The organism is Streptomyces sp. NPDC030798 (genome assembly GCF_055572275.1).
Map to the genome: position 1 here is coordinate 249034 of NZ_JBVIDR010000001.1, position 25354 is coordinate 274387.

Genomic DNA, 25354 nt, shown 5'->3' on the forward strand with positions numbered 1-25354 from the left:
CCGGCGCCGGGGCGGCCGCCGCCGGACGGGTCAGTCGGCCATGACCAGCCCGTCCGCGGCGGCACCCCGGCCGAGGACGACGTCCCGGATGCGGTCGCGCACGCCCTGCAGGTCCGCGCCCTGGGCGATCGCGTGGTTCAGGTCGAGGACCCGGCCGGCGTCGAGGTCGTACATCTGCGGGACGAACTCGGCCCGGGTGACCGCCCAGCGGCCGTCGGGCCGGGTGGGCCGGGTGAAGGTGAAGCGGGCGATGGTGGACTCGTTGCCGCGCGAGTCCTGCACGCCCCGGTTGTTGTACATCTCGCCGGCGATCTGGTCGCCCAGGCCGTAGACCACCCAGGTGCCGTTGACCTTCTCGTACGCCTGCGGGACGTGGGCGTGGGTGCCCAGGATCAGGTCGATGTCCGGGCGCCCGTTGGTCTGCGCGGCGGTCAGGCGCTGGGCGAGGGTGATCTGCAGCTGGTCCGGGACGTCCTGCCACTCGGTGCCCCAGTGCATCGAGACGACGACCACGTCGGCTCCGGCCAGCCGGGCGGCACGGGCGTCGGAGACGATCCGGTTCACGTCGATCAGGTTGACGGCCCAGGGCTGTCCGGCGGGGAGTGTGTGGCGGCCGGTGCCGAAGGTGTACGACAGGTGCGCGACCCGGGCGGGGCCCGCCTGGAGCAGGGTGACCGAGTGGGCCTCGGCCTCGGTGCGGGCCGTTCCGGTGTGCCGCAGGCCGGCCCGGTCCATGGCGTCCAGGGTGCGGCTGATGCCGCCGGGGCCGTCGTCCAGGGAGTGTTCGGAGGCGGTGGAGCAGCCGTCGTAGCCGGCCGCGGCGAGGCCGTCGGCGATCTGCGGCGGGGCCAGTGGACCGGCACGGTCCGCGGGTGTGCCGTCGGCGCCGTAGACACTCTCCATGTGACACAGCGCCACATCGGCGCCGCGGACGGTCTGCTCGACGCCGGAGAGCATCGGGCGGAAGTCGTGGCCGGTGCCGTGGGCGTCGAAGTTCGCCCGCTCGGCGACGGAGGCGTTCGCCAAGACGTCACCGGTGGCGACCAGGGTGAAGTCGCGGTCGACGGCCGGCGCCGGGCGGCCCGGTCCGGCGGCCTCGGCGGCCTCCTGCCGCCCCTGGTCATGGCAGGCGGCCGCGGCGGCGAGGATCGCCGTCAGGGCCAGCGCCACCAGGTGTCTGCGCGCGATCATCAGCTCACCCCAGGATCGTCGTACGTACGGACGTCGTATTTACCGACAGAACCTTGACGGCATATGGGTATGAACCCTGCCCCTGGCGCAAACGGCCCGGGCGCCCGAATTAGCCCGTCCGGCGTCGTCCCCGCTGTGGTGTCGGGCGGCGCGTGCGACCGTTCGCCGACGGGATCGGACCGTCCGGCGCAGAGCCCTGTGCCTGCTCTGTCCCGCGGCGGCGCCCTGCGCTGCCATACGGCCATGACGGCCGGAACCACACTTCCCCCCGGGACGACGACCGCCGAGCACGAGCTCGCCGCCCTGCAGCGCGAGCACGGCGGGCCCCTGTTCGCGCTGCTGCTCAGGCTGAGCGACGGGGACCGGCAGCGCGCCGAGGACCTGGTGCAGGAGACCCTGGTGCGCGCCTGGCAGCACCCGGAGGCGCTGCACGCGGACGACTTCGACTCGGTGCGGCCCTGGTTGCTGACCGTCGCCCGGCGGCTCGCGATCGACGCCCGGCGGGCCCGGCAGGCCCGGCCGCCCGAGGTCGGCGACGAGGTGCCGGAGAACGCGCGGGTGACCGCCGACCACGCCGAGCGGGCCGCCGCGATGCTCGACGTCCGGGAGGCTGTGAAGAGGCTCACGCCGGAACACCGTGACGTTCTGGTGCTCGTGTACTTCCTCGGGGCCAGTGTGGCGGAGGCCGCGGACACCCTGGGGATTCCGCCCGGTACCGTGAAGTCGCGCGCCTACTACGCGCTGCGTGCCCTGCGCCGGGTCCTGCCCGGATACGCGGCCGACCTGCGGTGAAACCCACGGTCACGTAAAGCCTTCGCAAAGCGCCTTGCTGAGACCCCCGTTGGGGCAATCAGCTGTCCTCATCCGTGTTCCGGACGGGGGCCGGGTCCGGGGGTTCGGGCGACGCGCACGCACCGGAGGAAGGCAGGAAGGGATGCTGCACAGAGGTCACGAGGGCACGGAGGGCACCGGCGGCGGCGAACTGGCCGTTCCCATGGCCTGGTTGTACGCCGAGTACATCGCCGACGAGCTGCTGCGCACCGGCGATCTCATGCCGCCGACGTCCTTCGAGTTCCGGGCCGGCCGGGACGCGCTGGCGCTGACCGTCTTCCTGTCCGACACCGACGGCGAGCTCTCCGGGATCCGGGTGATCTCCCAGCTGGAGAACTGGCTGTCGCTGACGGCGTACGACCAGCCCTGGCAGGAGTGGGTGCGCGAGCGGATGGCGGAGCTGGCCGCCGAGGAGGCCGCCGCCCAGGCGCCCTCGCCGGATCTCGCGCTGGCCGCCGAGGCCTGGCGCTGGCTGGAGGAGACCGAGCTGCTCGCGCCCGACCTGGACGCGGTGCCCGGCGGTGGCGCGGCGTTCGGGGAGGACGAGGGGCCGAAGGTGTGGACGCCGGCCTGGCGGCTCGGACTGCCGCTGGGGCACCTGGCCATCCACCTCTTCTGAGGCCGCTCCGGGGCCTCTTCCGAGGCGTTGTCCGGCGCTTTTACGGCGCTGCCGGGCCACCCGTTCAGCCTTTTCGAGATTTTCTGGAATCCGACCAATCCACGGGCCGGGCCGCTCCGAATCTCTAGGTCACGATTGTGTGTGCGCCTTGAGTGATTCGGTGGTCGCCTGCGTACGGGTGGGAGCAAGGAGTAACCCCACCCACACCCATCGGCACGAGGATTCGGCATGAGGTCCCTGGAAAGGCATCGCGACGTCGGCGCGTACGCGCTCGGCGTGCTGGACGAGGCGGAGGCCTTCCGCTTCGAGGACCACCTCATGGAGTGCCCTCAGTGCGCGGCACAGGTGACCGAGTTCGGTCCCACGACACGGCAGTTGTTGCTGTACCGCCGGGCCACGCCGCGCTTGGTGCACCCCATGGCGCAGCCCGGTCCCCGGCTGCTGGACCGGCTGCTCGGCGAGATCACCCAGCGGCACCGGGCGCGGCGCCGCCGGATGCTGTACGGCCTGGCGGCCTCGGTGGTGCTGGCCGTGGCCGGGCCGGGGCTGATGATCCACACCATGCAGCCGGAGCCGGCCGGACGGGTCACCGCGGCGACCGACCCGGGCACGGGGGTGTGGGCGCGGGTGACCACCGAGGACGGGGACTACGGCAGCCGGATGCGCCTGGAGGTCAAGGACGCCTCCGGCCCCCACTCCTGCCGGTTGGTGATCGTCGGCCGCGACGGCTCCGAGCAGGTCGTCAGCGGCTGGACCGTGGGCAGCCACGACACCGGTACGACCACGACGACGGCCGCCTCCACCATGCACCCGGACCAGATCGCCCGCTACGACGTGCGCACAGCCGACGGCAAGCCGCTGGTCTCGCTCAGCCCGCGGTGAGCGCGGGCTCCCGGGCGGCGCGGCGCGCTCACTTCAGCAGGCGGGAGAGTCTGCGGTCCGCCAGGGGCTTGCCGCCGGTCTGGCAGGTGGGGCAGTACTGCAGGGAGGAGTCGGCGAAGGAGACCTCGCGGACGGTGTCGCCGCAGACCGGGCAGGGCTCGCCGGTGCGGCCGTGGACCCGCAGCCCGCTCTTCTTCTCCGCCTTCAGCCGCCCCGCGGCCAACCCCCGGGAGCGCTCGACCGCCTCGGCGAGGGTGGTGCGCAGCGCCTCGTACAGCCGCCGGGTCTCCTCGGGCGTCAGGGACGCGGCGAGCTTGAACGGGGACATCTTCGCGGCGTGCAGGATCTCGTCGCTGTAGGCGTTGCCCACCCCCGCGATCAGGGACTGGTCCCGCAGCGCGCCCTTGAGCTGCCGTCTCTCCCCGGCCAGCAGCGCGGCCAGCCGCTCCTCGCCGAAGTCGGCCGCCAGCGGGTCGGGGCCGAGGCGGGCGATGCCCGGCACCTCCTGCGGATCGCGCACGACGTACACCGCGAGGCGCTTCTGGGTGCCGGCCTCGGTGAGGTCGAAGCCCTCGCCGGTCTCCAGCGCCACACGCAGCGCCAGCGGGCCCTTCCCGGGGCGGGGCGGGCCGTCGGGCAGCCGGTCCCTCCACTGCAGCCAGCCGGCCCGGGCCAGGTGGGTCACCAGCTGCAGGCCGCCGCTCGTCTCCAGGGCGAGGAACTTGCCGTACCGGCGCACGGCGGTGATCTCGCTGCCCTCGACGGCGGTGACCGGCGGGTCGTAGGTCTTCAGGACGCTGACGGCGACCGGCAGCACCCGCGCGACCCGGCGGCCGGTCAGGTGCTCGGTGAGGAAGTCCCTCAGCGCTTCTACCTCGGGCAGTTCGGGCATACGTCCAGACTGCCATCCGGCACCGACATCGCCGCCCCTGCGCTCAGCCGCCTGACCCGCACGACACCAGGAACTCGCACCACACGGCCTTGCCGCCGCCGCGCGCCTCCACGCCCCAGCCGTCGGTGAGCCGGTCGACGAGGAGCAGCCCGCGCCCGGAGACGCCGTCCTCCCCGGCCTCCCGGCGCCGGGGCAGCGCGCTGGAGGAGTCCTCGACCTCGACCCGCAGCCGGCGGCCGCCACCGCCGTCGAGGACCCTGAGAGTGACGATCGCGGAGCCCTCGGTGTGCATCAGGGCGTTGGTGATCAGTTCGTCGGCCACCAGTTCGATCTCGTCGGCTCTGTCCCGGGCGCCCCAGCTGCGGACCGCGGCCCGGATCATGTGCCGGGCCTGGGTGAGGGCCTCGGGGTCGCCGGGGGCCACGTGCTGCTGGAGCCGGCCGCCGGGCCGGGGGGTCTCCGGGACGCGGCGGCGCAGCAGGAGCAGGGCCACGTCGTCGTCGCCGCCGCGTTCCTCGGCCATCTGGATCAGCAGATCGGCGAGGTCGCGCACCTCGTCGGGCGCCTTGGCGATGAGGTGCGTCAAGGTGTTCATGCCGTCGTCCAGGTCGGTGCCGGGCTGCTCGACGAGCCCGTCGGTGCACAGCAGCAGGGTGTGGCCGGGGTCGAGTTCGAGGGTGGAGACGGGGTACTCCAGCCGGCCGAACTCGGCGGACAGGCCGAGTGGCAGCCCGCCCTCGACCGTGATGCGGCGGCAGCTGCCGTCGGCGTCCCGGATCAGCGGGTCGATGTGCCCGGCACGCACCACCTGGACCACGCCGGTGGACAGGTCGGCCTCGGCGTACAGGCAGGTGGCGAAGCGGTCGGTGTCGAGTTCGTGCAGGAATACGGAGGCGCGGGCCATGACGGTGGCCGGAGGGTGCCCCTCGGCGGCATAGGCGCGCAGCACGATGCGCAGCTGGCCCATCACGGCCGCCGCGTGCGTGTCGTGCCCCTGGACGTCGCCGATGACCGCGCCGACCCGGCCGCCGGGCAGCGGGATCAGGTCGTACCAGTCGCCGCCGATGTCCCGGCCGAGGCCGCCCCCGGCGGTGGCGGCGCGGTAGCGGACCGCGACGTCGGCGCCGCGGACGCTCGGGATGGTGCGCGGCAGCATGGCCTGCTGCAGGCCCTGGGCCAGGTCCTTCTCCTGCTCGTAGAGCATGGCCCGCTGCAGGCTCTGCGCGATGCTGCTGCCGAGCGCCACCAGGACGGCGCGCTCCTCCTCCGAGAAGCCGCGCCGGTCGCTGTAGAGCAGCCCCATGGCGCCGATCGGGCGGGCCTGGGCGATCAGCGGCAGATAGGCGGCGGAGGTGATGTGCAGGTCGGTCAGGCCGGGCCAGAGGACGGGGTAGCCCTCGGCGAACTCCTCCGGGGACTCGATGAAGCGCGGGGTGAGCGTGCGCACGACCTCGCTCATCGGGTAGGGCTCGTCGATCCCGGTGATCCGGGTGCCGGGGATCGAGGCGCCCGCGGGGCCCTCGGCGACGAGCCGGATCCGGCCCGCCTCCACCAGCCCCATGACCAGGCTCGCCGCTCCCAGGTGGCGGATGCCGTGGGTCTGCTTGAGGACGTCGATGACGTCCCGGACGCTGCGGGCGTGGGCGAGGGCGGCGGAGATGACCTGGACGACGTTGGTCTGCTGGCGGAAGGCCTCGTCCTGGGCGGCCCGCAGGCTGCGCTCCTCGCTCTCGGCGAGCTCGTCGGTGGCGTCCCGGACGATGCCGACGACCCGGCGGGGCCGGCCGGTCTCGTCGCGCCGGATGTAGCCCTGGGTGTGGGTCCAGCGGGCGGTGCCGTCGCGGCAGCGGATGCGGAAGTAGACGCCGTAGTTCTCGCTGCCGTCCTTGATGGCCCGGGCGACCGCCGCGTCCAGCCGGGCGGCCTCCGGGGGCGGCACCCGCAGGGCCAGGGACTCCGGGCGCCCGTCGTACTCCTCGGGGAGCAGGTCGAACACCTCGTAGGCCTGGGCGTCCATGTGGAAGAGACCGGCGTCCAGGTCCCAGTCGAAGCTGCCCATGCGGTTGAGCGCCAGGATCGGTTCCGGGTGCGCCGGCCAGTCCTCCGGGAGGGAGAGGGCGCTCGCTCCCCGATCAGCCATGGAGCCACCTTGCCAGGGTTTGTCCGATTCTTCGAGTGGGACGTTCCTCCTGTGCGACGTGCCCGGGTTACGCGGGCGGAGGGACGCGGTACACGCAGTGACGGGCCCTTTCCCCGCCGCTGGGGGCAGGCGCGTCACGGTGGCCGCGACGGAGGCAGGAGCAGACGGCCGTGGACTGGTTCACCGCACCCGAGTACTGGCTGAGCCGGCTGGTGTTCCAGCGGGCGCTGGCCGCTCTGTACCTGGTCGCGTTCCTGGCGGCCGCCCTGCAGTTCCGGGCCCTGCTGGGCGAGCGCGGCATGCTGCCGATCCCTCGCTTCACCGCGCGGATCCCCTTCAAACGGGCCCCGAGCCTCTTCCACCTGCACTACTCGGACCGCTTCTTCGCCGGGTGCGCCTGGGCGGGCTGCGCGGTGTCGGCGGCCCTGCTCGCCGGGGCGGACTCGCTGCTGCCGCTGGGGGCGGGAATCCTGCTGTGGCTGGTTCCGTGGGCGCTGTATCTGTCGATCGTCAACGTGGGGCAGACGTGGTACGCGTTCGGCTGGGAGTCGTTGCTGCTGGAGGCCGGTTTCCTGGCCGCCTTCCTCGGCAACGACGAGGTGGCGCCGCCGGTCGTCGTGCTGTTCCTGCTGCGCTGGATCCTGTTCCGGGTGGAGTTCGGCGCGGGGCTGATCAAGATGCGCGGGGACGCGTGCTGGCGCAAGCTCACCTGTCTGGACTTCCATCACGAGACCCAGCCGATGCCGGGCCCGCTGAGCTGGTTCTTCCACCATCTGCCCAGGCCGCTGCATCGGGTCGAGGTGGCCGCCAACCATGTCACCCAACTGGCCGTGCCGTTCCTGCTGTTCACGCCGCAGCCGATCGCCTCGGCGGCCGCCGCGCTGATGATCGCCACCCAGTTGTGGCTGGTGCTGTCCGGAAACTTCTCCTGGCTGAACTGGATCACCATCGTGCTGGCCGTGTCCGCGCTGCGGCTGCCGGGCACGGCGCCGTCCGTGCCCGCCGCACCGCTGTGGTACGAGGTGCTGGTGCTCGCGGTCGCCGCGCTGCTGGTGTTCCTGAGCCATCGCCCCGTGGTGAACATGATCTCCCGCCGCCAGGTCATGAACCGCTCCTTCGACCCGCTGCACCTGGTGAACACCTACGGCGCGTTCGGCAGCGTCAGCCGGATCCGCTACGAGGTGGTGGTGGAGGGCACGCTGGACGACGTGCCCCGGCAGGACTCCGACTGGCGGGAGTACGAGTTCCGGGGCAAGCCGGGCGATCCCCGGCACTGGCCGCGCCAGTTCGCCCCCTACCATCTGCGCCTGGACTGGCTGATGTGGTTCGCGGCCCTGTCCCCCGCCTATGCCGGGGACTGGTTCGGCGCTCTGGTGGAGCGGCTGCTGGAGAACGACCGCGCCACCCTGCGCCTGCTGCGCCGCTCCCCGTTCCCGCCGGACACCCCGCCCCGCTTCGTCCGGGCCCGCCTCTTCCGCTACCGGTACACCACCTGGCGGGAGCTGCGGGAGACGGGCGCCTGCTGGGAGCGGACCTACGTGCGCGAGTATCTGCCGCCGACGCGGCTGGCCGGGGCGGTTCAGCGGTCGTAGGCCTGTCTCGTGCGGAGGTCCGGGCCTCTCGACGTGGGGCGTCCGACCGTGCACAGTTCTCCCTACGCGCCTTGATCCGTACCCACGAGTAGCCGAGGAGTGCCCGTGAGCAGCTGGCCCGGCCGGACCGCCGCCGACATCGCCGCCGCCGTCCGCGCGAAGGAGGTCGCGCCGCGGGAGGTGGTGGCGGAGCACCTGGCCCGGATCGAGCGGCTGAACGGCCGGGTGGGGGCGTTCCGGAAGGTTCTGGCCGAGGCGGCGCTCGCCGAGGCGGACGAGGTGGGCTCGCGTGCCGACCTCGCCCGACTGCCGCTCGCCGGCGTGCCGGTGGCGGTGAAGGACAATCTGGCGGTGCGCGGCGAGGCGCACCGCGACGGCTCGGCCGCCACCCCGGACACGCCGGCCGGCGAGGACCACGTCACCGTGGCCCGGCTGCGGGCGGCCGGCGCTGTGGTCGTAGGGCTGACGAACGTGCCGGAGCTGTGCGTCTTCGGCACCACGGAGGGCCCGTACGGCACCGCCCGCAACCCGTGGGACACCTCCCGTACGGCGGGCGGCTCGTCCGGGGGCAGCGCGGCCGCGGTGGCCGCCGGCTGCGTGCCGCTGGCGCTCGGCAACGACGGCATGGGCTCGCTGCGCATCCCGGCGGCCAACTGCGGTCTGGTCACGCTGAAGCCGGGCCACGGGGTGGTCCCTGCGGGCATCGGCGACGGCGACTGGTTCGGCATGGCGGAGAACGGCCCGCTGGCCACGACCGTCGCGGACCTGCGGCTGATGCTCTCGGCGCTGGCCGGCACGGAGTTCGCACCGCCCGAGGAGCCGGCGCGACGGCGGAAGATCGCCGTCGCGCTGCGCAGTCCGCTCGCCGGGGTGAGCGTGAGCACGCCGTACACGAGCGCGGTCCGGCAGGCGGCCGGGGTGCTGGCGGAGGCCGGTCACCGGGTGCAGCGGGCCGAGCCGCCCTATCCGCTCTCCCTGGGCGTGACCTCGCTGCAGCACTGGACGGCCGGTACGGCGGTGGACGCGCGGGGCCTGGACCCGGCCCTGCTGGCCCGCCGGACCCGGGTGCACGCGGCCGTGGGACGCCGCTTCGTGCGCTCCGTGCGCACCGGGGACCGGCGCGAGCGTCTGCGCGCCCGGCTGACCCCCTTCTTCGCCGAGCACGACATCCTGCTCACCCCGGCCCTCGCCCGCCGCTCTCCCCAGGCGGGCCCGTGGCACGAGCGCGGCTGGCTGCGCAACCTGCTGGCGAACACCGCCTACTCGCCCTTCACCCCGCCGTGGAACCTGACCGGCTGGCCCGCGATGGCCGTTCCCTTCGACACCCTGCCCTCCGGCGCCCCCTGCGCCGTCCAGCTCGTGGGGCGCCCGGGGACGGAGGCGGACCTGCTGGCCGTGGCGGAGGAGCTGGAACGGCTGCGTCCGTGGCACCGGACGGCGCCCGTGGCCGGGGAGACGGCCTCCTAGTCGAGCGCCTTGTACATGATGTGCAGGCCCACCCGGCCGTGCCGGGGGTGGTCGTAGGCGTCCGGGACCGTGCCGAGGACGGTGAAGCCCAGGGAGGTCCACAGGCGCACGGCGGGGTTCGTCTCCACGACGGCGTTGAAGACCATGGCGTGGTAGCCCTGGGCCTTCGCCTCGGTCAGGAGGTGTTCGGCGAGGGCGCGGCCGATGCCCTGGCCGGCGTGGTCGGGGTCGACCATGAAGCCCGCGTTGGCGACGCCCGAGGCGGGGCCGCCGTAGTTCGGGGTGAGATAGGCGGAGCCGGCCACGGTGCCGGTGGCGTCCTCGGCGACGTAGACGCGTTTGGCCGGGCCCATCCACAGGGCGCGCGCGTCCGCCTCGGAGGTGTCGGGGTCCCAGGCGTAGGTCTCCGCTGCGGCGACGATGCGGTGCCAGAAAGGCCAGATCCGCGGCCAGTCCTCGGCCGCGGCTTCTCTGATCAGCATGGGCGTGAGTCTGCCACGCCCATGCGTGCGGCGATCGCGACGGTCCGGCCCGGTCAGTCGACGCTGGGCAGGATGTGGGGTTCGGCGAGGTCGTCCTCGTAACCCGCCAGGCGGATCGGTGCGGAGCGGGCCCACACGTCGAGGCTGCCGAGTTCTCCGGGCCGGCGGCCCGCGCGCTCCGCGCGTTCCTTGGGGCGCTGTTCGCGATTCGTCTTCTCCGGTGTCACCGCGCACTCCTTATGTGTCGGGTCACCCTCGGGGCCTGCCGGACAGCCTGCGCTCCGGCACTCGTCGCCCGCTCGGGTCTGGGTGGAAGGCCAGTTCGGACGCGGTGGCGCCGGTACCTCACGCCGGAGCAGGCCGATGTGGACCGGCTCGCCCGGGACGGACGATGGGTGTGGGTGGGACCCCGTACTGCTGTCCGTCCCCTCCAGATTAACCAAATGAGCGGACCCTCGCTCGATAGGGAGTGCAAACAAGCGGTAACTATCAGAGGTCGCAGGCGCTTCAATACCGGTCAATATGTGACTATTTGCCGCATACCGCATCACCCGCGTCCGCCATGAATCACCCGGTCGGCCCAGCAGGGCGAACACACCTTCGACGCCACTTCGTCCCACCCCTGTCGCCTGACGGCCCGTCATGAGACGGTACGGCGATGACCTCGTCGTACGGGCTCAGGGGCAGGGTGGCCGTCGTCACCGGGGGGACCCGCGGGATCGGCCGGGCCGTCGCGGAGGCGTTCGCGCAGGCCGGGGCGCTGGTCTGCGTGACGGCGCGGGACGCGGCTCAGGTGCGGCGCACGGCCGCCGGGCTGGGCGGGATCGGGCTGGCCGGGAGCGTGGCCGACCCGGACCATCCGCAGGCGTTGACGGACCTCGTGCTGCGGGAGTTCGGGCGCCTGGACGTCCTGGTCAACAACGCGGCGACCAACCAGCCCCACGGCCCTCTGATGGAGGCTCCCGCGGCGGCGTGGCGGGAGGCGTTCGCGGTGAACGTCGAGGCTCCGCTGCGGCTGGTGCAGTGCGCGTGGCGGGGATGGATGGCCGAGCACGGCGGAGCCGTGGTCAACGTGTGCACGGAGGGCGCCGGGCATGTGGGACCGCGGGTCGGCGCGTACGGCACCACGAAGGCGGCCCTGCTGCATCTGACCCGGCAGCTCGCGGGCGAGCTCGCGCCCCGGGTGCGGGTCAACTCCGTCTCCCCCGGGCTCGTGCGCACCGAGATGGCCCGGTTCGTGTGGGAGCCGGGGGAGGCGGAGGTGGCCGCGGGGCTGCCGCTCGGGCGGATCGGGGAGCCGGAGGACGTGGCGCGGGCCGTGCTGTGGCTGGCCTCGGACGCCTCCGAGTGGGTCACGGGCGCCGACCTGCTGGTGGACGGCGGGACGCGGGTGCGGGCCGCCTCCGGCGCGGGGGCGTACGCGGTGCACGACCGGCTGCGCGGGGTGCCCGAGATCAGGACGGCGACGCGTCGGCCCCGGGGGGCCGGCAGTCCCATGGGGTCTGCGGATGGATCACAACCATGAAGAACGCGTCACCCGCGCACCGGGCACCCCGGCACCGCTGCCTCACCGTACGACGCGGGCATCGGCGCAGGCCACCGGATTACCGGCGTCACCACTTGCCCGGCGCATAGTCCTTCAGGAAGACGCCGTACAGGTCCTCGCCCGCCTCCCCGCGCACGATCGGGTCGTAGACGCGGGCGGCGCCGTCGACCAGGTCGAGGGGGGCGTGGAAACCGGCCTCGGCGAGGCGCAGCTTGTCGTAGTGCGGACGCTCGTCGGTGATCCAGCCGGTGTCGACGGAGGTCATGAGGATGCCGTCCGTCTCGAACATCTCCTGGGCGCTGGTCCGCGTGACCATGTTCATGGCGGCCTTGGCGGCGTTGGTGTTCGGGTGGCCGGCCCCCTTGTAGCCGCGGCTGAAGACACCCTCCATCGCGGAGACGTTGACGACGTACGCACGGCCGCTGGAGGCCTTCTTCGCGGCGTCCGCCATCGCCGGGCGCAGGGCGCTGATCAGGATGAACGGGGAGGTGTAGTTGCACAGCTGGGTCTCGAGCAGCTCGACCGGCGAGATCTGGTCGATGGTCTGCACCCAGGTGTTGGTGTCGACGACGTCGGGGACCAGCCCGCCGGCGTCGATGGCGGTGCCCTCGAGGTGCCGGGCGATGCTGGCGTTGCCCGCGACGAGCGCGAGGTCGGCGACCTGCTGCGCGTCCAGGCCGCTGGTGCCGACCGGCAGCGCGGCGATGCCGTCGACCGCGCCGGAGTTGAAGGCGCCGATGACGTGGTGCGCGGGCAGCTCACCGGCGGGCAGCGGGGCGCTCTCGCCCTCGACCAGGGCCGCATAGGCGGAGGGCAGGCGGCGCACGGTCTGCGTCGCGTTGTTGATCAGGATGTCGAGCGGGCCCGCCGCGGTGACCTGCTCGGCCAGCGCGACGGCCTGCGCCGGGTCGCGCAGGTCGATGCCGACGACCTCCAGGCGGTGGATCCAGTTCGCGGAGTCCTCCATCGCCGTGAACCGGCGGACGGCGTCCTTCGGGAAGCGCGTGGTGATGGTCGTGTGCGCACCGTCGCGCAGCAGCCGGAGCGCGATGTACATGCCGATCTTGGCGCGGCCGCCGGTGAGGAGGGCGCGCTTGCCGGTGAGATCGGCGCGGGCGTCCCGCTTGGCGCGGTTCTCCGCGGCGCACCGCGGGCAGAGCTGGTGGTAGAAGTAGTCGACCTCGACGTAGCGCTGCTTGCAGGTGTAGCAGGAGCGGGGGCGCTGGAGTATGCCCGCGATCCTGCCGGTCTCGACCTTGGAGGAGGGCAGGATGCCCTCGGTCTCGTCGTCGATGCGCTCGGCGGAGCCCGTGGCGGTGGCCTCGGTGACGGCGCGGTCGTGCGCGGTTTTGGCGGCCCGGCGCTCCTGGCGGCGGCGCTGCTTGACCGTGCGGTAGATGTGCGAGGTGGCCCGGCGCACCTTGATCGCGTCGGGGTGGTCGACGTCGAGCCGGTCGAGCTCCTCCAGCACGCTGAGGCAGACGGCCAGCCGCTCCGGGTCGATACCGGGCCCGTACACCACCTCGTCCACGGACACCGCGTCCATGGCCGCCGAGCCGTCCTCTGTCACCGTCATCGCGCTGCCGCTTCCCTGCTCACCCGCGCAGCGCTCCGACGCGCCCGCTTTCGAACGCGGAAGTCTACGGAGCCTGCGGCCCCAGCACCAAACCCGTTCCGTGCACCGGGACCACGTCCCACCCGACCGGGCCGGGTGGGACGTGGGCAAAGGCCGGGCTCAGCGGTCGCAGACCCTCAGCAGCAATCGGACCTCGTCGCTCACCGCACGGGCGAACACGTCCAGGTCCGGCACGGCCTGCGCATCGGCCACCAGCCCGTAGTGGACGCGCCCGCGATACGTGGAGATCGCGACCGCCAGCGCCTGCCCCGGCGCCAGCGGCGCCAGCGGGTAGACCTCGGTCAGCTCGTGTCCGCCCAGCCGCAGCCCGAGCCCGGGCAGGGGCACGCTGGTGACGAGGATGTCGAACCAGAGCCGCGCGGCCTGCCCGACCAGCGGCCCGCCGAGCCGGTGGCCCAGCGCGGGCACGTGATCGGCGAGCAGCGCCACCGCACCGGCGCCCCGGTTCGGCCCCGCGTCCTTGTTGCGGAGCATCCCCGTGCGCACGGTGTCGAGCCGGCGGACCGGGTCGGCCTCGTCCACCGGAAGCCGTATCAGATACCCGGAGAGCCGGTTGCCCTGTGGGTGCGCGGTGCGCGGACGGCGCCGGGAGACGGGGATGAGGGCGCGCGGCGCCACCCCGTCGCTGCCGTCGCCCCGCTCGTCCAGCCATCGCCGCAGCGCACCGGCGACGACGGCGATGAGCACGTCGTTCACGGTGCCGCCGGCGCTCTTGCGGACCCGGTGCACGTCGTCGATGTCCAGGACGACCCCGGCCGTCCGCCGGGTGCCGCTCGGCTCCGAGGTCAGCGCGGAGGAGGGCCGCATGCCGAGCGTGGACCGCGCGAGGGAGGCGCCGATGTCCAGGGCCCGGCCGACGTCGGACAGCGCGCCCCTGACCAGTCCGGGCACCATCCCGGGGAGTCTGCGCACGTCGGACAGCACGTCGGTGAGCAGCCCGCGCGGTGGCTCGAGGGCGCGGGGGGCGCGCTCGGGCAGCTCCACGGGGTCGAGCACCCCGGCCGCCAGCTTCAGCGCGCGCAGGCCGTCGGCGAGCGCGTGGTGGAACTTGAACAGCACGGCGAAGGAGACTCCGTCCTCGCCGGGCAGCACATGCGCCTCCCACGGCGGCCGCCCCCGCTCCAGCGGACGCTCCATCAGCCGTCCCGCGGCCGCGTGGAAGTCGGCGGTCGGGGCGTGCAGCCGTACGTGGTTCAGCGGGTCGAAGTCGGGGTCCGTCTCGCGGGCGGCACCGCCGAAGGCGAGCGGCTGCCAGACGTCGCGGATGCGCATGCGCAGGCCGGGCACGGCGGCGGCCCGGGCGGCGAGCAGGTCGGCGGCGTGGGCACCCGCGGTGGGCGAGTGCGTGGCGAAGACGCCGAGCGCGCCGAGGTGCATCGGATGGCGTTCGGACTCCATGTTCCAGAACGCCAGGTCGAGGGGTGCGAGCAGGTCGGAAGTCAAGGGCGTGCCTCGCGTCGACGACGGGTGGATCTGCAGTCAATCCCCGGGAACCGATTACGGTCAAGTACGATCAGGCTACGCTCAGTTAACACCAGATTAAGCCCCGCCCCCGGGAAAGGGGCGGGACTCAGGTGTTCTCTGAGGTCACCTCAGAACCGGAGGTGCCGCATCGGGTGACGTACCCCACTCGGACGGGCGCGGGCCGACCGTGAAGGCGACGGAGCGCAGGGAGCGCAGCGCACGCGTCGTCAGATACGTCCGGGCGTGCGGTGTCCTGTCCGTGCGGACGGTCTGGACGTAGCGGTCGCTCGCCGAGGTGCCCGGGGCCGTGACGGTGAGCCGGCCGACCGGCCAGAAGCGGCGGTCCAGGACGAGGTCGACGCGGTCGAAGACCGGCGTGGACAGGCCCCAGGTGTCGTAGCCGGGCTGGATCGGGAAGAGGCCGACCGACGCCAGCACGTTCCAGGCGGACATGGTGCCGAGGTCGTCGTTGCCGGTCATGCCGGTGGGTCCGTCGGTGAACAGGGTCAGGGCCGCGTGGACGACGTCGGTGGTCTTCCAGGGCTGGCCGGTGGCCAGATAGGTGTACGGCGCGATGAGGTCGGGCTCGTTCATCGGGTTGTACTTGTCGGCGTTGTAGTAGTCGTACGCGTCCCCGTGCACCCACACCCGGCGCGCGGTCCCCTCGGGGTCGGCCAGCAGCCGGTCGTAGGCGAAGAAGGAGTCCAGCCGCTCGTTGGCCGCGCGCTCCCCGCCGATCAGGTCGATCATGCCGGGCAGGTCCTGCGGCACGAGCCACTGGTACTGCCAGGCCGTGCCCTCGTGGAAGCCGGGGCTGCGGGCCGGGTCGGGCGAGCCGGTGAAGGCGCCGGAGCCGTCGCGGGGACGGAAGAAGCCGGTCGAGGGGTCGAACAGGTTCCGGTAGTTCTGCGCCCGGGCGGCATAGCGTGCGGCGTCGTCCGGGTGGCCGAGGTCGCGGGCCATCTGGGCGAGCATCGCGTCGGCGAGGGCGTACTCCAGGGTGACGGAGGCGCCGTGGTGGTAGTCGGAGTCGCCCATCTTGGCCAGCGGCCGGTTCCAGATGTAGGGCGCGAAGCCGTGTGCGATGTACTCGGCGTTGGCCTCCCGGCCGATACCCGGGTAGCCGGCCGGCGGCACCCCGTCGGCGTTCTTCCGCAGCGCCCGGTACGCCCGCTCCTCGAACCCGCCCAGCAGGCCCATCTGGTACGCGGTGGTCAGGAACGGGGTGACCGGGTCGCCGCTCATCACGTTCGTCTCGACCGTGCCGTAGCCCCATTTGGGCAGCCAGCCGCCGTCCTCGTCGACCTTGACCACCGACAGCGCCATGTCGCGGGCCTCGCGCGGCGCGAGCAGGGCGAGGAGCTGGGCCTGGGTGCGGTAGGTGTCCCACAGCGACCAGTTCTGGTAGTACGTGAAGCCCCGCGCCCGGTGGACGCGGCGGTCCCAGCCGGTGTAGCGGCCGTCCGCGTCGCTGCCGACGTTGGGCGCGAGGAACGAGCGGTACAGCGACGAGTAGAAGGTACGGCGCCGGACCGGGTCGCCGCCCTGGACGCGGACGCGGGCGAGCCGCCGCTCCCACTCCTCGCGCGCCCGGAGCCGTACCGCGTCGAAGGACCGGCCGCCCTCGGCCCGCAGGTTGACGGTCGCACCGCGCGCGTCGACGTACGACAGGGCCGTCGTCGCCTCGACCGTACGGTCGCCGGTGGTGTCGAAGCGGACGTAGGCGCCGCCGCTCCCGGTGCGGGCGCCGGGGGTGATCTCCCGGCCGCTCCAGGTGCCGTAGGCGGTGAAGGGGCGGTCGAAGCGGGTGACGGTGTACACGGTGTAGGGGCCGGTGTCCCGGCAGAAGCCGTGGCCGGTGACGGCGGTGCGCACGGTGTGGTCGTCGACGATCTCGACCGAGGCGGCGACCGGCTTGTGCAGCGCCTGGGCGGCGTTCAGCAGCACGTTGGCCCGGTCGGTGGCGGGGAAGGTGTAGCGCTGGACGCCGGTACGGGCGGTCGCCGTCAGCTCGGCGCTGATCCCGGAGTCGAGGCCGACGCGGTAGTAGCCCGGGCTCGCCTCCTCGTCGTCGTGGGAGAAGCCGGCGGCGTACCGGGCGTAATCCGTCTGGGTCACCTCGCCGGTGGTCGGCAGCACCGGCAGGTCGCCGCCGATGCGGCAGCCGACGCCCGAGAGATGGACGAGGGAGAAGCCGCGGATGCGGTGCTGCGTGTAGTCGTAGCCGGTGTTGTGCCCGGTGTCCGGGGAGAGCTGCACCATGCCGAAGGGCACGGCGGCGCCGGGGAAGGTGTTGCCCTCGTTCTGGCTCCCGATGAAGGGGTTGACCAGGTCGGTGAGGTGGCCGTCGGTCCGCTCGGCGGCGCGGGCGGCCGGGGTGGCGAACAGCGTGGACGCTGCCATCACCCCGGCCAGGCACAGCCGTGTGCGCCGGGTCCCTCTCATGTCGGATGACCTCCGAAGGTTCGACATCGTTGCCTGCATCGTGGCGGGCGAACGAGGTGAACCCGGGCATTCCGGGAGGGTGGTGCGAAACGCGTCGCGTACGGCGGCGGCCTGACGGGGTGTCGGTCAGTGCACCTGCTGCCCCTTGCCGAGGGCGATCACGCCGCCCTTGGAGACGGTGTACAGCTCGGCGTCCCGCTCCGGATTGACGCCGATCGTCGCGCCGGGCGGGACCTCGACGTTCTTGTCCAGTACGGCGCCGCGCACCACCGCGCCCCGGCCGATGAGCACGTTGTCGTGCAGCACCGAGCCCTGGACGACCGCTCCCGGGTCGACGCGCACCCCCGGCGACAGCACCGACCGGGTGACCTGGCCGCGGATCAGGCAGCCGGCGCTGATGATCGACTCGCTGGCCATGCCGCCGGCGTTGAAGCGGGCCGGGGAGAGCTGGCCCGAGTGGGTGTAGATGGGCCACTGGCGGTTGTAGAGGTTGAAGGCCGGGCGCTCGGCGATCAGGTCCATGTGCGCCTCGTAGTAGGCGTCCAGCGTGCCGACGTCGCGCCAGTACCCCTGGTCCCGGGTGGTCTCGCCGGGCACGTGGTTGTCGCTGAAGTCGTACAGCTGCGCCTCGCCGCGGCCGGTGAGCTGGGGCAGGATCGAGCCGCCCATGTCGTGCACCGACTGGCTGTCCTCGGCGTCCCGGTGCAGCGCCTCGATCAGCGCCTTGGTGGTGAAGATGTAGTTGCCCATCGAGGCGAACACGCACCCCGGGTCGCCCGCGAGTCCGGGCGGGTCCGCGGGCTTCTCCAGGAAGCGTTCCACGGTCCGGCCGTCCGAGCCCGGTGTGATCACCCCGAAGGACGAGGACTCCGCGCGCGGCACCCGGATGCCGGCCACCGTCACGCCCGCGCCGCCCTCGATGTGCTGCCGGAGCATCTGCCGCGGGTCCATGCGGTACACGTGGTCGGCGCCGAACACCGCGACGTACTCGGGCTGTTCGTCGTGGACGAGGTTCAGCGACTGCAGGATCGCGTCGGCGCTGCCCAGGTACCAGCGCGGCCCGAGGCGCTGCTGGGCGGGGACCGGGGTGACGTAGTTGCCTAGCAGGCTGGACATCCGCCAGGTGGTGGTGATGTGCCGGTCCAGCGAGTGCGACTTGTACTGGGTCAGCACGCAGATGCGCAGCACGTCGGCGTTGACGAGGTTGGACAGCACGAAGTCCACGAGCCGGTACGTGCCGCCGAAGGTGACCGCCGGTTTGGCGCGGTCGGCGGTCAGCGGCATCAGGCGCTTGCCCTCGCCGCCCGCCAGCACGATCCCGAGAACCGAAGGTCCACCACGACGCATGGCCGCTCCCCTCACCCTGGTTGAACCATGGATGCCCCGCGCGGGCCGGACCAATCCTGCTTGAGGATCTCCTCGTACAGCCCGGCCGTGCGCCGGGCCACCGTGTCCCAGCCGAAGGCGCCCACCGCGCGCTCCCGTCCGGCCTCCCCCATGCGCCGGGCCGCCTCCGGGTCGCCGAGGACGGTGTCCAGCGCGCGGGTGAGTCCCCCCTCGAAGTCCTCCGCGCCGCCCGGTCCTTCGCCCAGGTCGACCAGGAGACCGGTACGGCCGTCGTCGACGACCTCGGGGATGCCGCCGACCCGGGAGGCCACGACCGGTGTGCCGCAGGCCATCGCCTCCAGATTGACGATGCCGAGCGGCTCGTACACCGACGGGCACACGAACACGGCGGCACGGGTGAGGAGTTGGATGACCTCGGCACGCGGCAGCATCTGCGGGATCCAGAACACGCCCGCGCGGACCCGGCTCAGCTCCTGGTACAGCTCCCGGAACTCGCGGTCGATCTCAGGCGTGTCGGGGGCGCCCGCGCACAGCACCACCTGCGCGCCCGGGTCGATGTCCCGGACCGCGCGCAGCAGATGGGGCACACCCTTCTGGCGGGTGATCCGGCCGACGAACAGCACGTACGGGCGGTCGGGGTCGATGCCGTGCCGGGTGAGGGCGTCGGTGCCGTGGTCGGGGCGGTACAGGCGGGTGTCGATGCCGTTGTGGACGACGTGCACCCGGGCCGGGTCGAGGGCCGGGTAGCAGGCGAGGACGTCCTCGCGCATCGCCCCGGACACCGCGATCACCGCGTCGGCGGCCTCGACCGCGGTGCGCTCGGTCCAGCTCGACAGGGCGTATCCGCCGCCGAGTTGCTCGGCCTTCCAGGGGCGCAGCGGCTCCAGCGAGTGGGCGGTCACCACGTGCGGGATGCCGTACAGGAGCTTGGCCAGGTGGCCGGCGAGGTTGGCGTACCAGGTGTGGGAGTGGACGAGCTCGCGGCCCTCGAGGGCGGCGGCGATGGACAGGTCCACGGAGAAGGTGCGCAGCGCGTCGTTCGAGCCGTCGAGCACCGGCCAGGGGCGGTGGCGTACGACGCCGACGCCGCGGCCCTCTCCCCAGCAGTGCACCTCCAGGTCCACCAGGGGCGCCAGTTCGCGGGCGAGGAACTCCACATGGACGCCCGCGCCGCCGTACACGTCCGGGGGGTACTCCCGGGTCAGCAGTCCCACACGCACCCGACAACCCCCTGGTCTCGTGGGCAGGTTCCCTCATGGTCACCCAGATGCGGCGCGCGGGGAAGAGCGCGGCGGTCGGGTGAAGCAGCAGTCGCCGCACACTCCCCCGCCGGGGACCCGGTAGTACAGGCAGCAGCTGCGGCGGCGGAACGCCGCCCCGGAGCGGGTACCGGTGGTGCGCAGGAGCGGGTGGGCGAAGAGGCCGTCGGTGAGGGCGCGGGCCCGTTCCGCGACGTCGGTACGGCCGTGCGCGCGGGCCCAGCGGTCCAGTTCGCGGGCGGCGCCGGCGAGGGCGGAGCCCGCGTTGCCCCAGAGCAGGCCGGGCGCCACGCCGTAACGGGCCCTCAGGGTCTCCCCCAGGGGGACGAGATGGCCGTGCAGCACGGTGCCGGCGAGGGTGGCCGCGTCCCCGGGCAGCGGGCGCACCTCGGTCAGCCACAGGTCGTCGGGGGCGGTGGCGGCCGGGTCCCAGCGCAGCATCCGGGGGGCGAGGTCGGGCAGCCGGCCGTACAGGGACGCGCAGCCGAGGGCCGCGGACCACAGCCGGGCGGCCAGACCCTGATGGCTGATGGAGGCGGAAACCCGCAGCTCACGGGTGGGCAGCCGGGCGGCGACGGTGGCGACGCGCGAGGTCAGCGCGTCACGCTGAACATCTCGCGGGCGGGCCGCGTAGATCTCCGCGAGGGCCGGAGCGTCGCCGGGCGGCGGCCCGGCCGGGTCGGCGGCGGTGCGCAGGACGAAGAACGCGCCGAGCGGGCGAAGGGCGCAGAGGCCGGGGTCGAGGTCCACGAGGAGCACTGTCTACCAGGCTCCGCGGCCGCGCCGTTCTCGGGGTCTCCACCCCGGGACACCACCCTTGGGGATGATCGGGCCGCCGGTGTACTCCATCGGCAGTAGGACCCATTGCGTGCTCAGGTACGACGACGGGGAACACCCCGAGCGGGCAGAGTGTTCGCCATGAACGCCGACCGTACGTCACGCCGGACCCAGGGGTCCCGCCTCACGCAGAGGAGCTGCAGATGAGCGCCCTCGCGGTGTCCGTGCTGCTGTCGTTCGTCTCCGCCGTCGCGTACGCGGGCGGGGCGATCGTGCAGGAGCAGGTCGCGGTCTCCTCCCCCGACGGTTCGTACATGCCGCTGCGCCGGGCCGGCTGGTGGGCGGCGCTGGCGCTGAACGGTCTCGGCGGTGTGCTGCACGTGGTCGCGCTGGCCTGCGGCCCGCTCAGCCTGGTGCAGCCGCTGGGCGCGCTGACCATCGTCTTCGCCCTGCCCATGGCGGCGCTGTTCGTCGGCCGCAGGGCCGGGGCGGCCGCCTGGCGGGGCGCGGTCATGGCCACCCTCGGCCTGGCCGGCCTGCTGTCCCTGGTCGGCTCGTCCGACACGCACGCCCTCGACGCGGCCCAGCGGGTGGGCATCGCCCTCGTCACGGGCGGGGCGGTCGCCGCGCTGACGGTGGCGGGCCTGGCCGCGCACCGGCACCCCGCGGTGCGCAGCGTGCTGCTGGCCACCGCGTCCGGTATCGCGTTCGGCATGTCCTCGGTGTTCACCAAGACCGTCGCGGTCGACTGGGACAGCGGGCCCGGCCTCGGCGAGTTCTTCTGCTGTGCGGTGATCGTGGTGTTCTCGGCCGCCGGCGTCCTGCTCTCCCAGGCGTCCTACCGGGGTGGCGGCCTCGCGGCACCCCTGGCCACGCTGACGGTCGTCAACCCCGTGCTCGCCGCCGCCGTCGGCATCCTCATGTTCGGCGAGACCTTCCGCTACGGCAGCACGGGCACCGCGCTGGCACTGGGCTGCGGCGTGGTGGCCGCGGGTGGCCTGATCCTGCTGACCACGGAACGCCTGGAACCGGCTGCGGGCGTGGCCGCCGAGCCCCTGGCGGAACCTCTGGACTCCCTCCGAGGGCTGCCGCAGCAGCGTGAGGTGACGGAGCGCGAAGGGGCCGCCGCCGCGGGAACGACGGTGGAAGCCTTTGCCCGGGACATGGAACGAGGGCTCACCTTCGAGGACGTGTTCGGAGGACCGGCGAAGGCGCCGACACGGGGCGGTGTCTTCGCGGCACCGGTGGCGGACGGACGCCCGCCTGCGCGCGACGGCGTGTTCAGCACGCCCGCGGAGGCGCTCGGGGGCGTGTTCGCCGTGTCCGCCGCCGACGGTGTCCGGACCGCCGCCTCCCCCGGCGGTCTCCCGGCGGACGTGGCCGGCGCCGGCACGCCTCCGGCGTCGTACACGCCGCTGTCGGCGAGCCTCTACGTGCCGTTGCCCGTCCTGCGCCGGCACCGCGCGCGTCAGATCCTGACCCCGCCGGCCCGGAGATAGGCGATCGGGTCGACGTCCGTACCGAAGCCGGGCCCCGTCCGCACCTCGAAGTGCAGATGCGGGCCCGTCACGTTCCCGGTCGCCCCGGACCGGCCGATGCGCTGCCCCTCGGCCACCCGCTGCCCGGCCCGCACGGAGATGGCCGACAGGTGGCCGTACTGGGTGTACCGCCCGTCGGCGTGCCGGATGACCACCTGGTAGCCGTACGAGCCGCCCCAGCCCGCGTCCACGACCTGCCCGGTGGCCACCGCCCTGACGGAGGTGCCGGTCGGGACGAGGAAGTCGACTCCCGTGTGGTACCCCTTCGACCAGTGCGACCCGGCTGCGTGGTACCCGGTGCCGATCGCGGCGTGGACCGGTGCGACGAGCGAGTGCCCGCCGCCGGACGTCCGGTGCGGCGAGGTCTTCCGCTCCGAAGGAGCCTTCTTCTGCGAAGGGACCTTCTTCTGCGCGGAGTCGGTCTTCTTTTGGGGCCGGGGCGTGCGGCCGGTGTGCGTGTCGGACGGCGCCGGTGAGACGCCGGTGCGCAGGCTGAGCCGCTGGCCCGGCAGGATCAGGTCGGGATCGGAGCCGATGACGGCGCGGTTGCCGGCGTACAGCCGCTGCCAGCCGCCCTGGACGTGCTGGGTGTCGGCGATGCCGGAGAGGGTGTCGCCGTGCACCACCGTGTACATCTCGGCCCGGCCCGCCCGGGACTGCGGGGTGGTCTGCGGCTGTACGTCGCGCACGCTGCGCGCGTCCCGCGCCGAACCGGACGTCGCCGGACGGGTCGTGGCGCCGTCCGTGTGCACGTCGGGACCGGCGCCACCCCGGGTCAGACCGGCCCGTACCGAGCACGTCGGCCAGGCGCCCGGCCCCTGCCCGTCGAGGACCTTCTCGGCGACGGCGATCTGCTGGTCCCGGCCGGCGAGGTCGGCGCGCGGCGCGTACCGGGTGCCGCCGTACGCCTCCCAGGTGGACTGGGTGAACTGCAGCCCGCCGTAGTAGCCGTTGCCGGTGTTGACGCTCCAGTTGCCGCTCGACTCGCAGGCGGCGACCTTGTTCCAGGTCGACGCGTCGGCCGCGCCGGCGGTGCCGGCGGCGACCAGCGGGAGGGCGAGGCCGGCGCCGCCCGCCGTGACGGTGAGCGAGGCGCGGTTGATCCTGTTGGGCTGGTACCGGCGGTGCCGGCCGCGTACGGCCATGTCCGAAGTCCCCTCGGCATGCGTCAGGAGCGGCAAAAGTAAGCGCCGCGAACAGGCCATGACAAGACGGGAAATCGGCCTACTGCCACCCCAAGTGGCCGGGATGCGGCCCTCCTTGACGCGATCGGTTCCCGGGCGGCGGCCCCGCTGAGGCGACGGACGCCTTCCGTGCGTACACATGCCTGGCGGGTCGGATGTGCGCTCGCCGTAGCGGCACGTCAGGATGGGCGAGGAACCGTACTGACGGGGCCGTAGTCACGAGGCAGCTAGGGAGCAGGCGGTATGAGCACTTCAGCGCAGATCGGCGTCACGGGCCTCGCGGTCATGGGCCGCAACCTCGCCCGGAACTTCGCGCGCAACGGCTACACCGTCGCCGTGCACAACCGTACGGCGTCGCGGACGCATGCGCTGGTCGAGGAGTTCGGGCACGAGGGCGACTTCGTCGCGGCCGAGACCGCCAAGGAGTTCGTGGCGGCCCTGGAGCGCCCGCGCCGTCTGGTCATCATGGTCAAGGCCGGTCAGCCGACGGACGCGGTGATCGAGGAGTTCGCCCCGCTGCTGGAGCCCGGCGACATGATCATCGACGGTGGCAACGCGCACTTCGCGGACACCCGGCGCCGGGAGCGGGAGCTGCGCGAGCAGGGCATCCACTTCGTCGGCACGGGCATCTCCGGCGGCGAGGAGGGCGCGCTGCACGGGCCGAGCATCATGCCGGGCGGTTCGAAGGAGTCGTACGGGTCGCTGGGTCCGATGCTGGAGAAGATCTCCGCGAAGGCCGCGGACGGTGCGCCGTGCGTCACGCACGTCGGCCCGGACGGCGCCGGTCACTTCGTGAAGATGGTCCACAACGGCATCGAGTACGCCGACATGCAGCTCATCGGCGAGGCGTACCAGCTGCTGCGCGACGTGGCCGGGTACTCCCCCGCGCAGATCGCGGACATCTTCCGCACCTGGAACACCGGGCGGCTGGACTCCTACCTGATCGAGATCACGGCCGAGGTGCTGTCCCATGTGGACGCGGCCACCGGCAGGCCGTTCGTGGACGTGGTGGTCGACCAGGCCGAGCAGAAGGGCACCGGCCGCTGGACGGTGCAGATCGCCCTGGACCTCGGTGTGCCGGTGTCCGGCATCGCGGAGGCGGTCTTCGCGCGGTCCCTCTCCGGGCACGCGGCGCTGCGCGAGGCGTCGCGCGGGCTGGCCGGGCCGAAGGCGTCGCCGCTGAGCGAGGCGGAGGCGGGGGCCTTCGCGGACCGGGTGGAGCAGGCGCTGTACGCGTCCAAAATCGTCTCCTACACGCAGGGCTTCCACGAGATCGCCGCGGGCAGCGCGGAGTACGGGTGGGACATCGACCTGGGCGCGGTGTCGTCGATCTGGCGTGGCGGCTGCATCATCCGCGCGGCGTTCCTGGACCGCATCCGCGCCGCGTACGACGCCCGGGCCGACCTGCCGAGCCTGCTGTCCGACGAGACGTTCGCGCAGGAGATCGCGGCGGCTCAGGACGACTGGCGCGAGGTGCTGGTCGCGGCGACCCGGCAGGGCGTACCGACGCCGGGCTTCGCTGCGGCACTCGCGTACTACGACGCGCTGCGGGCGGAGCGCCTGCCGGCGGCGCTGACCCAGGGCCAGCGGGACTTCTTCGGCGCGCACACGTACCGGCGGGTGGACCAGGAGGGGTCGTTCCACACGCTGTGGGGCGGGGACCGGTCGGAGGTGTCGGCCTAGCGGTCGATCGACGCGGGAGCCTCGGCGCGGGGGCGCCGGGGCTTTCGTCGTGTGTCGGCTGCGCCGTGGGCGTGGCCGGCTCGCGCCGTTCCCCGCGCCCCTTTTCGGGGCGCCGGGCCCCCGGTGTCGTCGGTCAGGTGAGGGGTGGGCCGGGTTCGGGGTTGGGAACGGGTTCGGGGCCCGGCGGGATCGGGGACGGGGAAGGTTCCGGCGGCCCCGGGGCGGGTGGTGCCGGGGGCGGGGTCGGGTCGGGGCCCGGTGCCGGGGGTGTGGGCTCCGGCCCAGGGCCGGGCGGCGTGGGCTGGGGGCCCGGCTCGGGGGGCGGCACCGGGCTCGGATACGGGTCCGGCGGAGTGGGGCCCGGGCCGGGCGGCGGGCT

The 25354-nt window shown here is 73.3% G+C and carries 20 protein-coding genes; 8 read left to right on the forward strand and 12 right to left on the reverse strand.

Translation table 11 applies throughout. From position 1 onward, the window contains the following. Nucleotides 1-30: 30 nt before the first annotated feature. Nucleotides 31-1191 carry a CapA family protein gene (locus ACZ404_RS01130; protein ID WP_468435168.1) on the reverse strand — a complete coding sequence of 387 codons (1161 nt, stop codon included), beginning with the start codon at nucleotides 1189-1191 and terminating at the stop codon, nucleotides 31-33. Nucleotides 1192-1434: 243 nt separating this feature from the next. Between ACZ404_RS01130 and ACZ404_RS01135 the strand changes: the two genes are divergently transcribed. The 3 genes from ACZ404_RS01135 to ACZ404_RS01145 all read left to right on the forward strand — a co-directional run bounded on the left by ACZ404_RS01135 (nucleotide 1435) and on the right by ACZ404_RS01145 (nucleotide 3523). Next, entirely contained in the window at nucleotides 1435-1983 is a 549-nt protein-coding gene (locus tag ACZ404_RS01135; RefSeq protein WP_468435169.1) for a sigma-70 family RNA polymerase sigma factor, read from the forward strand. Between the two features lie 142 nt (nucleotides 1984-2125). Further along, the gene (locus tag ACZ404_RS01140; RefSeq protein WP_468435170.1) at nucleotides 2126-2641 is read left to right on the forward strand and encodes a hypothetical protein; all 516 of its coding nucleotides are present in this window, start codon (nucleotides 2126-2128) and stop codon (nucleotides 2639-2641) included. A gap of 228 nt (nucleotides 2642-2869) precedes the next feature. Next, on the forward strand, nucleotides 2870-3523 hold the full coding sequence (locus tag ACZ404_RS01145; protein ID WP_468435171.1) for a zf-HC2 domain-containing protein: 654 nt from the start codon (nucleotides 2870-2872) through the stop codon (nucleotides 3521-3523). A gap of 28 nt (nucleotides 3524-3551) precedes the next feature. On the opposite strand, the gene ACZ404_RS01150 is transcribed toward ACZ404_RS01145, so the two are convergent. Together ACZ404_RS01150 and ACZ404_RS01155 are read right to left on the reverse strand one after the other, a co-directional pair. Continuing rightward, nucleotides 3552-4415 (reverse strand): Fpg/Nei family DNA glycosylase, encoded by an 864-nt coding sequence (locus ACZ404_RS01150; RefSeq protein ID WP_468435172.1) that lies wholly within the window; start codon nucleotides 4413-4415, stop codon nucleotides 3552-3554. Nucleotides 4416-4458: 43 nt separating this feature from the next. Further along, nucleotides 4459-6555, reverse strand: coding sequence for a SpoIIE family protein phosphatase (locus tag ACZ404_RS01155; RefSeq protein ID WP_468435173.1), 2097 nt, complete (start codon nucleotides 6553-6555; stop codon nucleotides 4459-4461). Nucleotides 6556-6725: 170 nt separating this feature from the next. Between ACZ404_RS01155 and ACZ404_RS01160 the strand changes: the two genes are divergently transcribed. Both ACZ404_RS01160 and ACZ404_RS01165 read left to right on the forward strand, forming a co-directional pair. After that, the gene (locus ACZ404_RS01160; RefSeq protein ID WP_468435174.1) at nucleotides 6726-8147 is read left to right on the forward strand and encodes a lipase maturation factor family protein; all 1422 of its coding nucleotides are present in this window, start codon (nucleotides 6726-6728) and stop codon (nucleotides 8145-8147) included. A 105-nt stretch (nucleotides 8148-8252) separates the two neighbouring features. Beyond that, complete coding sequence (locus ACZ404_RS01165) at nucleotides 8253-9614, forward strand: amidase (RefSeq protein ID WP_468435175.1); 1362 nt, start codon at nucleotides 8253-8255, stop codon at nucleotides 9612-9614. On the opposite strand, the gene ACZ404_RS01170 is transcribed toward ACZ404_RS01165, so the two are convergent. Continuing rightward, nucleotides 9611-10096 (reverse strand): GNAT family N-acetyltransferase, encoded by a 486-nt coding sequence (locus ACZ404_RS01170; protein WP_468435176.1) that lies wholly within the window; start codon nucleotides 10094-10096, stop codon nucleotides 9611-9613. The genes ACZ404_RS01165 and ACZ404_RS01170 overlap by 4 nt on opposite strands. 53 nt (nucleotides 10097-10149) lie before the next feature. Continuing rightward, nucleotides 10150-10323, reverse strand: a complete 174-nt coding sequence (locus ACZ404_RS01175; RefSeq protein WP_468435177.1) for a hypothetical protein — start codon at nucleotides 10321-10323, stop codon at nucleotides 10150-10152. Nucleotides 10324-10754: 431 nt separating this feature from the next. Between ACZ404_RS01175 and ACZ404_RS01180 the strand changes: the two genes are divergently transcribed. Continuing rightward, nucleotides 10755-11621 carry an SDR family oxidoreductase gene (locus ACZ404_RS01180; protein WP_468435178.1) on the forward strand — a complete coding sequence of 289 codons (867 nt, stop codon included), beginning with the start codon at nucleotides 10755-10757 and terminating at the stop codon, nucleotides 11619-11621. An 88-nt stretch (nucleotides 11622-11709) separates the two neighbouring features. Here the strand turns inward: ACZ404_RS01180 and ACZ404_RS01185 are convergent, their stop codons facing one another. The 6 genes from ACZ404_RS01185 to ACZ404_RS01210 form a co-directional block, all read right to left on the reverse strand. Further along, the gene (locus tag ACZ404_RS01185) at nucleotides 11710-13218 is read right to left on the reverse strand and encodes an SDR family NAD(P)-dependent oxidoreductase (protein ID WP_468435179.1); all 1509 of its coding nucleotides are present in this window, start codon (nucleotides 13216-13218) and stop codon (nucleotides 11710-11712) included. A gap of 159 nt (nucleotides 13219-13377) precedes the next feature. Continuing rightward, the gene (locus ACZ404_RS01190) at nucleotides 13378-14721 is read right to left on the reverse strand and encodes a wax ester/triacylglycerol synthase family O-acyltransferase (protein ID WP_468435180.1); all 1344 of its coding nucleotides are present in this window, start codon (nucleotides 14719-14721) and stop codon (nucleotides 13378-13380) included. A gap of 144 nt (nucleotides 14722-14865) precedes the next feature. Continuing rightward, the gene (locus ACZ404_RS01195; protein WP_468435181.1) at nucleotides 14866-17187 is read right to left on the reverse strand and encodes a GH92 family glycosyl hydrolase; all 2322 of its coding nucleotides are present in this window, start codon (nucleotides 17185-17187) and stop codon (nucleotides 14866-14868) included. Between the two features lie 126 nt (nucleotides 17188-17313). Then, nucleotides 17314-18534: a glucose-1-phosphate adenylyltransferase gene (glgC, locus tag ACZ404_RS01200; protein WP_468435182.1), complete on the reverse strand. Its 1221-nt coding sequence runs from the start codon at nucleotides 18532-18534 to the stop codon at nucleotides 17314-17316. An 11-nt stretch (nucleotides 18535-18545) separates the two neighbouring features. After that, a complete protein-coding gene (gene glgA, locus ACZ404_RS01205) occupies nucleotides 18546-19748 on the reverse strand; it encodes a glycogen synthase (protein ID WP_468435816.1) in 1203 nt (400 codons plus the stop codon). A gap of 45 nt (nucleotides 19749-19793) precedes the next feature. Continuing rightward, nucleotides 19794-20543: a (2Fe-2S)-binding protein gene (locus tag ACZ404_RS01210; RefSeq protein WP_468435183.1), complete on the reverse strand. Its 750-nt coding sequence runs from the start codon at nucleotides 20541-20543 to the stop codon at nucleotides 19794-19796. Between the two features lie 230 nt (nucleotides 20544-20773). On the opposite strand from ACZ404_RS01210, the gene ACZ404_RS01215 reads away from it, so the two are divergent. After that, entirely contained in the window at nucleotides 20774-22069 is a 1296-nt protein-coding gene (locus tag ACZ404_RS01215) for a DMT family transporter (RefSeq protein ID WP_468435184.1), read from the forward strand. On the opposite strand, the gene ACZ404_RS01220 is transcribed toward ACZ404_RS01215, so the two are convergent. After that, nucleotides 22039-23253: a transglycosylase family protein gene (locus tag ACZ404_RS01220; protein ID WP_468435185.1), complete on the reverse strand. Its 1215-nt coding sequence runs from the start codon at nucleotides 23251-23253 to the stop codon at nucleotides 22039-22041. The two genes, ACZ404_RS01215 and ACZ404_RS01220, sit on opposite strands and share 31 nt — an antisense overlap. Before the next feature lie 282 nt (nucleotides 23254-23535). On the opposite strand from ACZ404_RS01220, the gene gndA reads away from it, so the two are divergent. Next, on the forward strand, nucleotides 23536-24975 hold the full coding sequence (gene gndA, locus ACZ404_RS01225; RefSeq protein WP_468435186.1) for an NADP-dependent phosphogluconate dehydrogenase: 1440 nt from the start codon (nucleotides 23536-23538) through the stop codon (nucleotides 24973-24975). Nucleotides 24976-25354: the final 379 nt, after the last annotated feature.

What these genes read in the sequence shown, in the direction of transcription:
- ACZ404_RS01130 (WP_468435168.1), bottom strand. Translation starts at nt 1,191, where the DNA reads ATGATCGCGCGCAGACACCTGGTGGCGCTGGCCCTGACGGCGATCCTC.
- ACZ404_RS01135 (WP_468435169.1), top strand. Translation starts at nt 1,435, where the DNA reads ATGACGGCCGGAACCACACTTCCCCCCGGGACGACGACCGCCGAGCAC.
- ACZ404_RS01140 (WP_468435170.1), top strand. Translation starts at nt 2,126, where the DNA reads ATGCTGCACAGAGGTCACGAGGGCACGGAGGGCACCGGCGGCGGCGAA.
- ACZ404_RS01145 (WP_468435171.1), top strand. Translation starts at nt 2,870, where the DNA reads ATGAGGTCCCTGGAAAGGCATCGCGACGTCGGCGCGTACGCGCTCGGC.
- ACZ404_RS01150 (WP_468435172.1), bottom strand. Translation starts at nt 4,415, where the DNA reads ATGCCCGAACTGCCCGAGGTAGAAGCGCTGAGGGACTTCCTCACCGAG.
- ACZ404_RS01155 (WP_468435173.1), bottom strand. Translation starts at nt 6,555, where the DNA reads ATGGCTGATCGGGGAGCGAGCGCCCTCTCCCTCCCGGAGGACTGGCCG.
- ACZ404_RS01170 (WP_468435176.1), bottom strand. Translation starts at nt 10,096, where the DNA reads ATGCTGATCAGAGAAGCCGCGGCCGAGGACTGGCCGCGGATCTGGCCT.
- ACZ404_RS01180 (WP_468435178.1), top strand. Translation starts at nt 10,755, where the DNA reads ATGACCTCGTCGTACGGGCTCAGGGGCAGGGTGGCCGTCGTCACCGGG.
- ACZ404_RS01185 (WP_468435179.1), bottom strand. Translation starts at nt 13,218, where the DNA reads ATGACGGTGACAGAGGACGGCTCGGCGGCCATGGACGCGGTGTCCGTG.
- ACZ404_RS01195 (WP_468435181.1), bottom strand. Translation starts at nt 17,187, where the DNA reads ATGAGAGGGACCCGGCGCACACGGCTGTGCCTGGCCGGGGTGATGGCA.
- glgC (WP_468435182.1), bottom strand. Translation starts at nt 18,534, where the DNA reads ATGCGTCGTGGTGGACCTTCGGTTCTCGGGATCGTGCTGGCGGGCGGC.
- ACZ404_RS01215 (WP_468435184.1), top strand. Translation starts at nt 20,774, where the DNA reads ATGAGCGCCCTCGCGGTGTCCGTGCTGCTGTCGTTCGTCTCCGCCGTC.
- ACZ404_RS01220 (WP_468435185.1), bottom strand. Translation starts at nt 23,253, where the DNA reads ATGGCCGTACGCGGCCGGCACCGCCGGTACCAGCCCAACAGGATCAAC.
- gndA (WP_468435186.1), top strand. Translation starts at nt 23,536, where the DNA reads ATGAGCACTTCAGCGCAGATCGGCGTCACGGGCCTCGCGGTCATGGGC.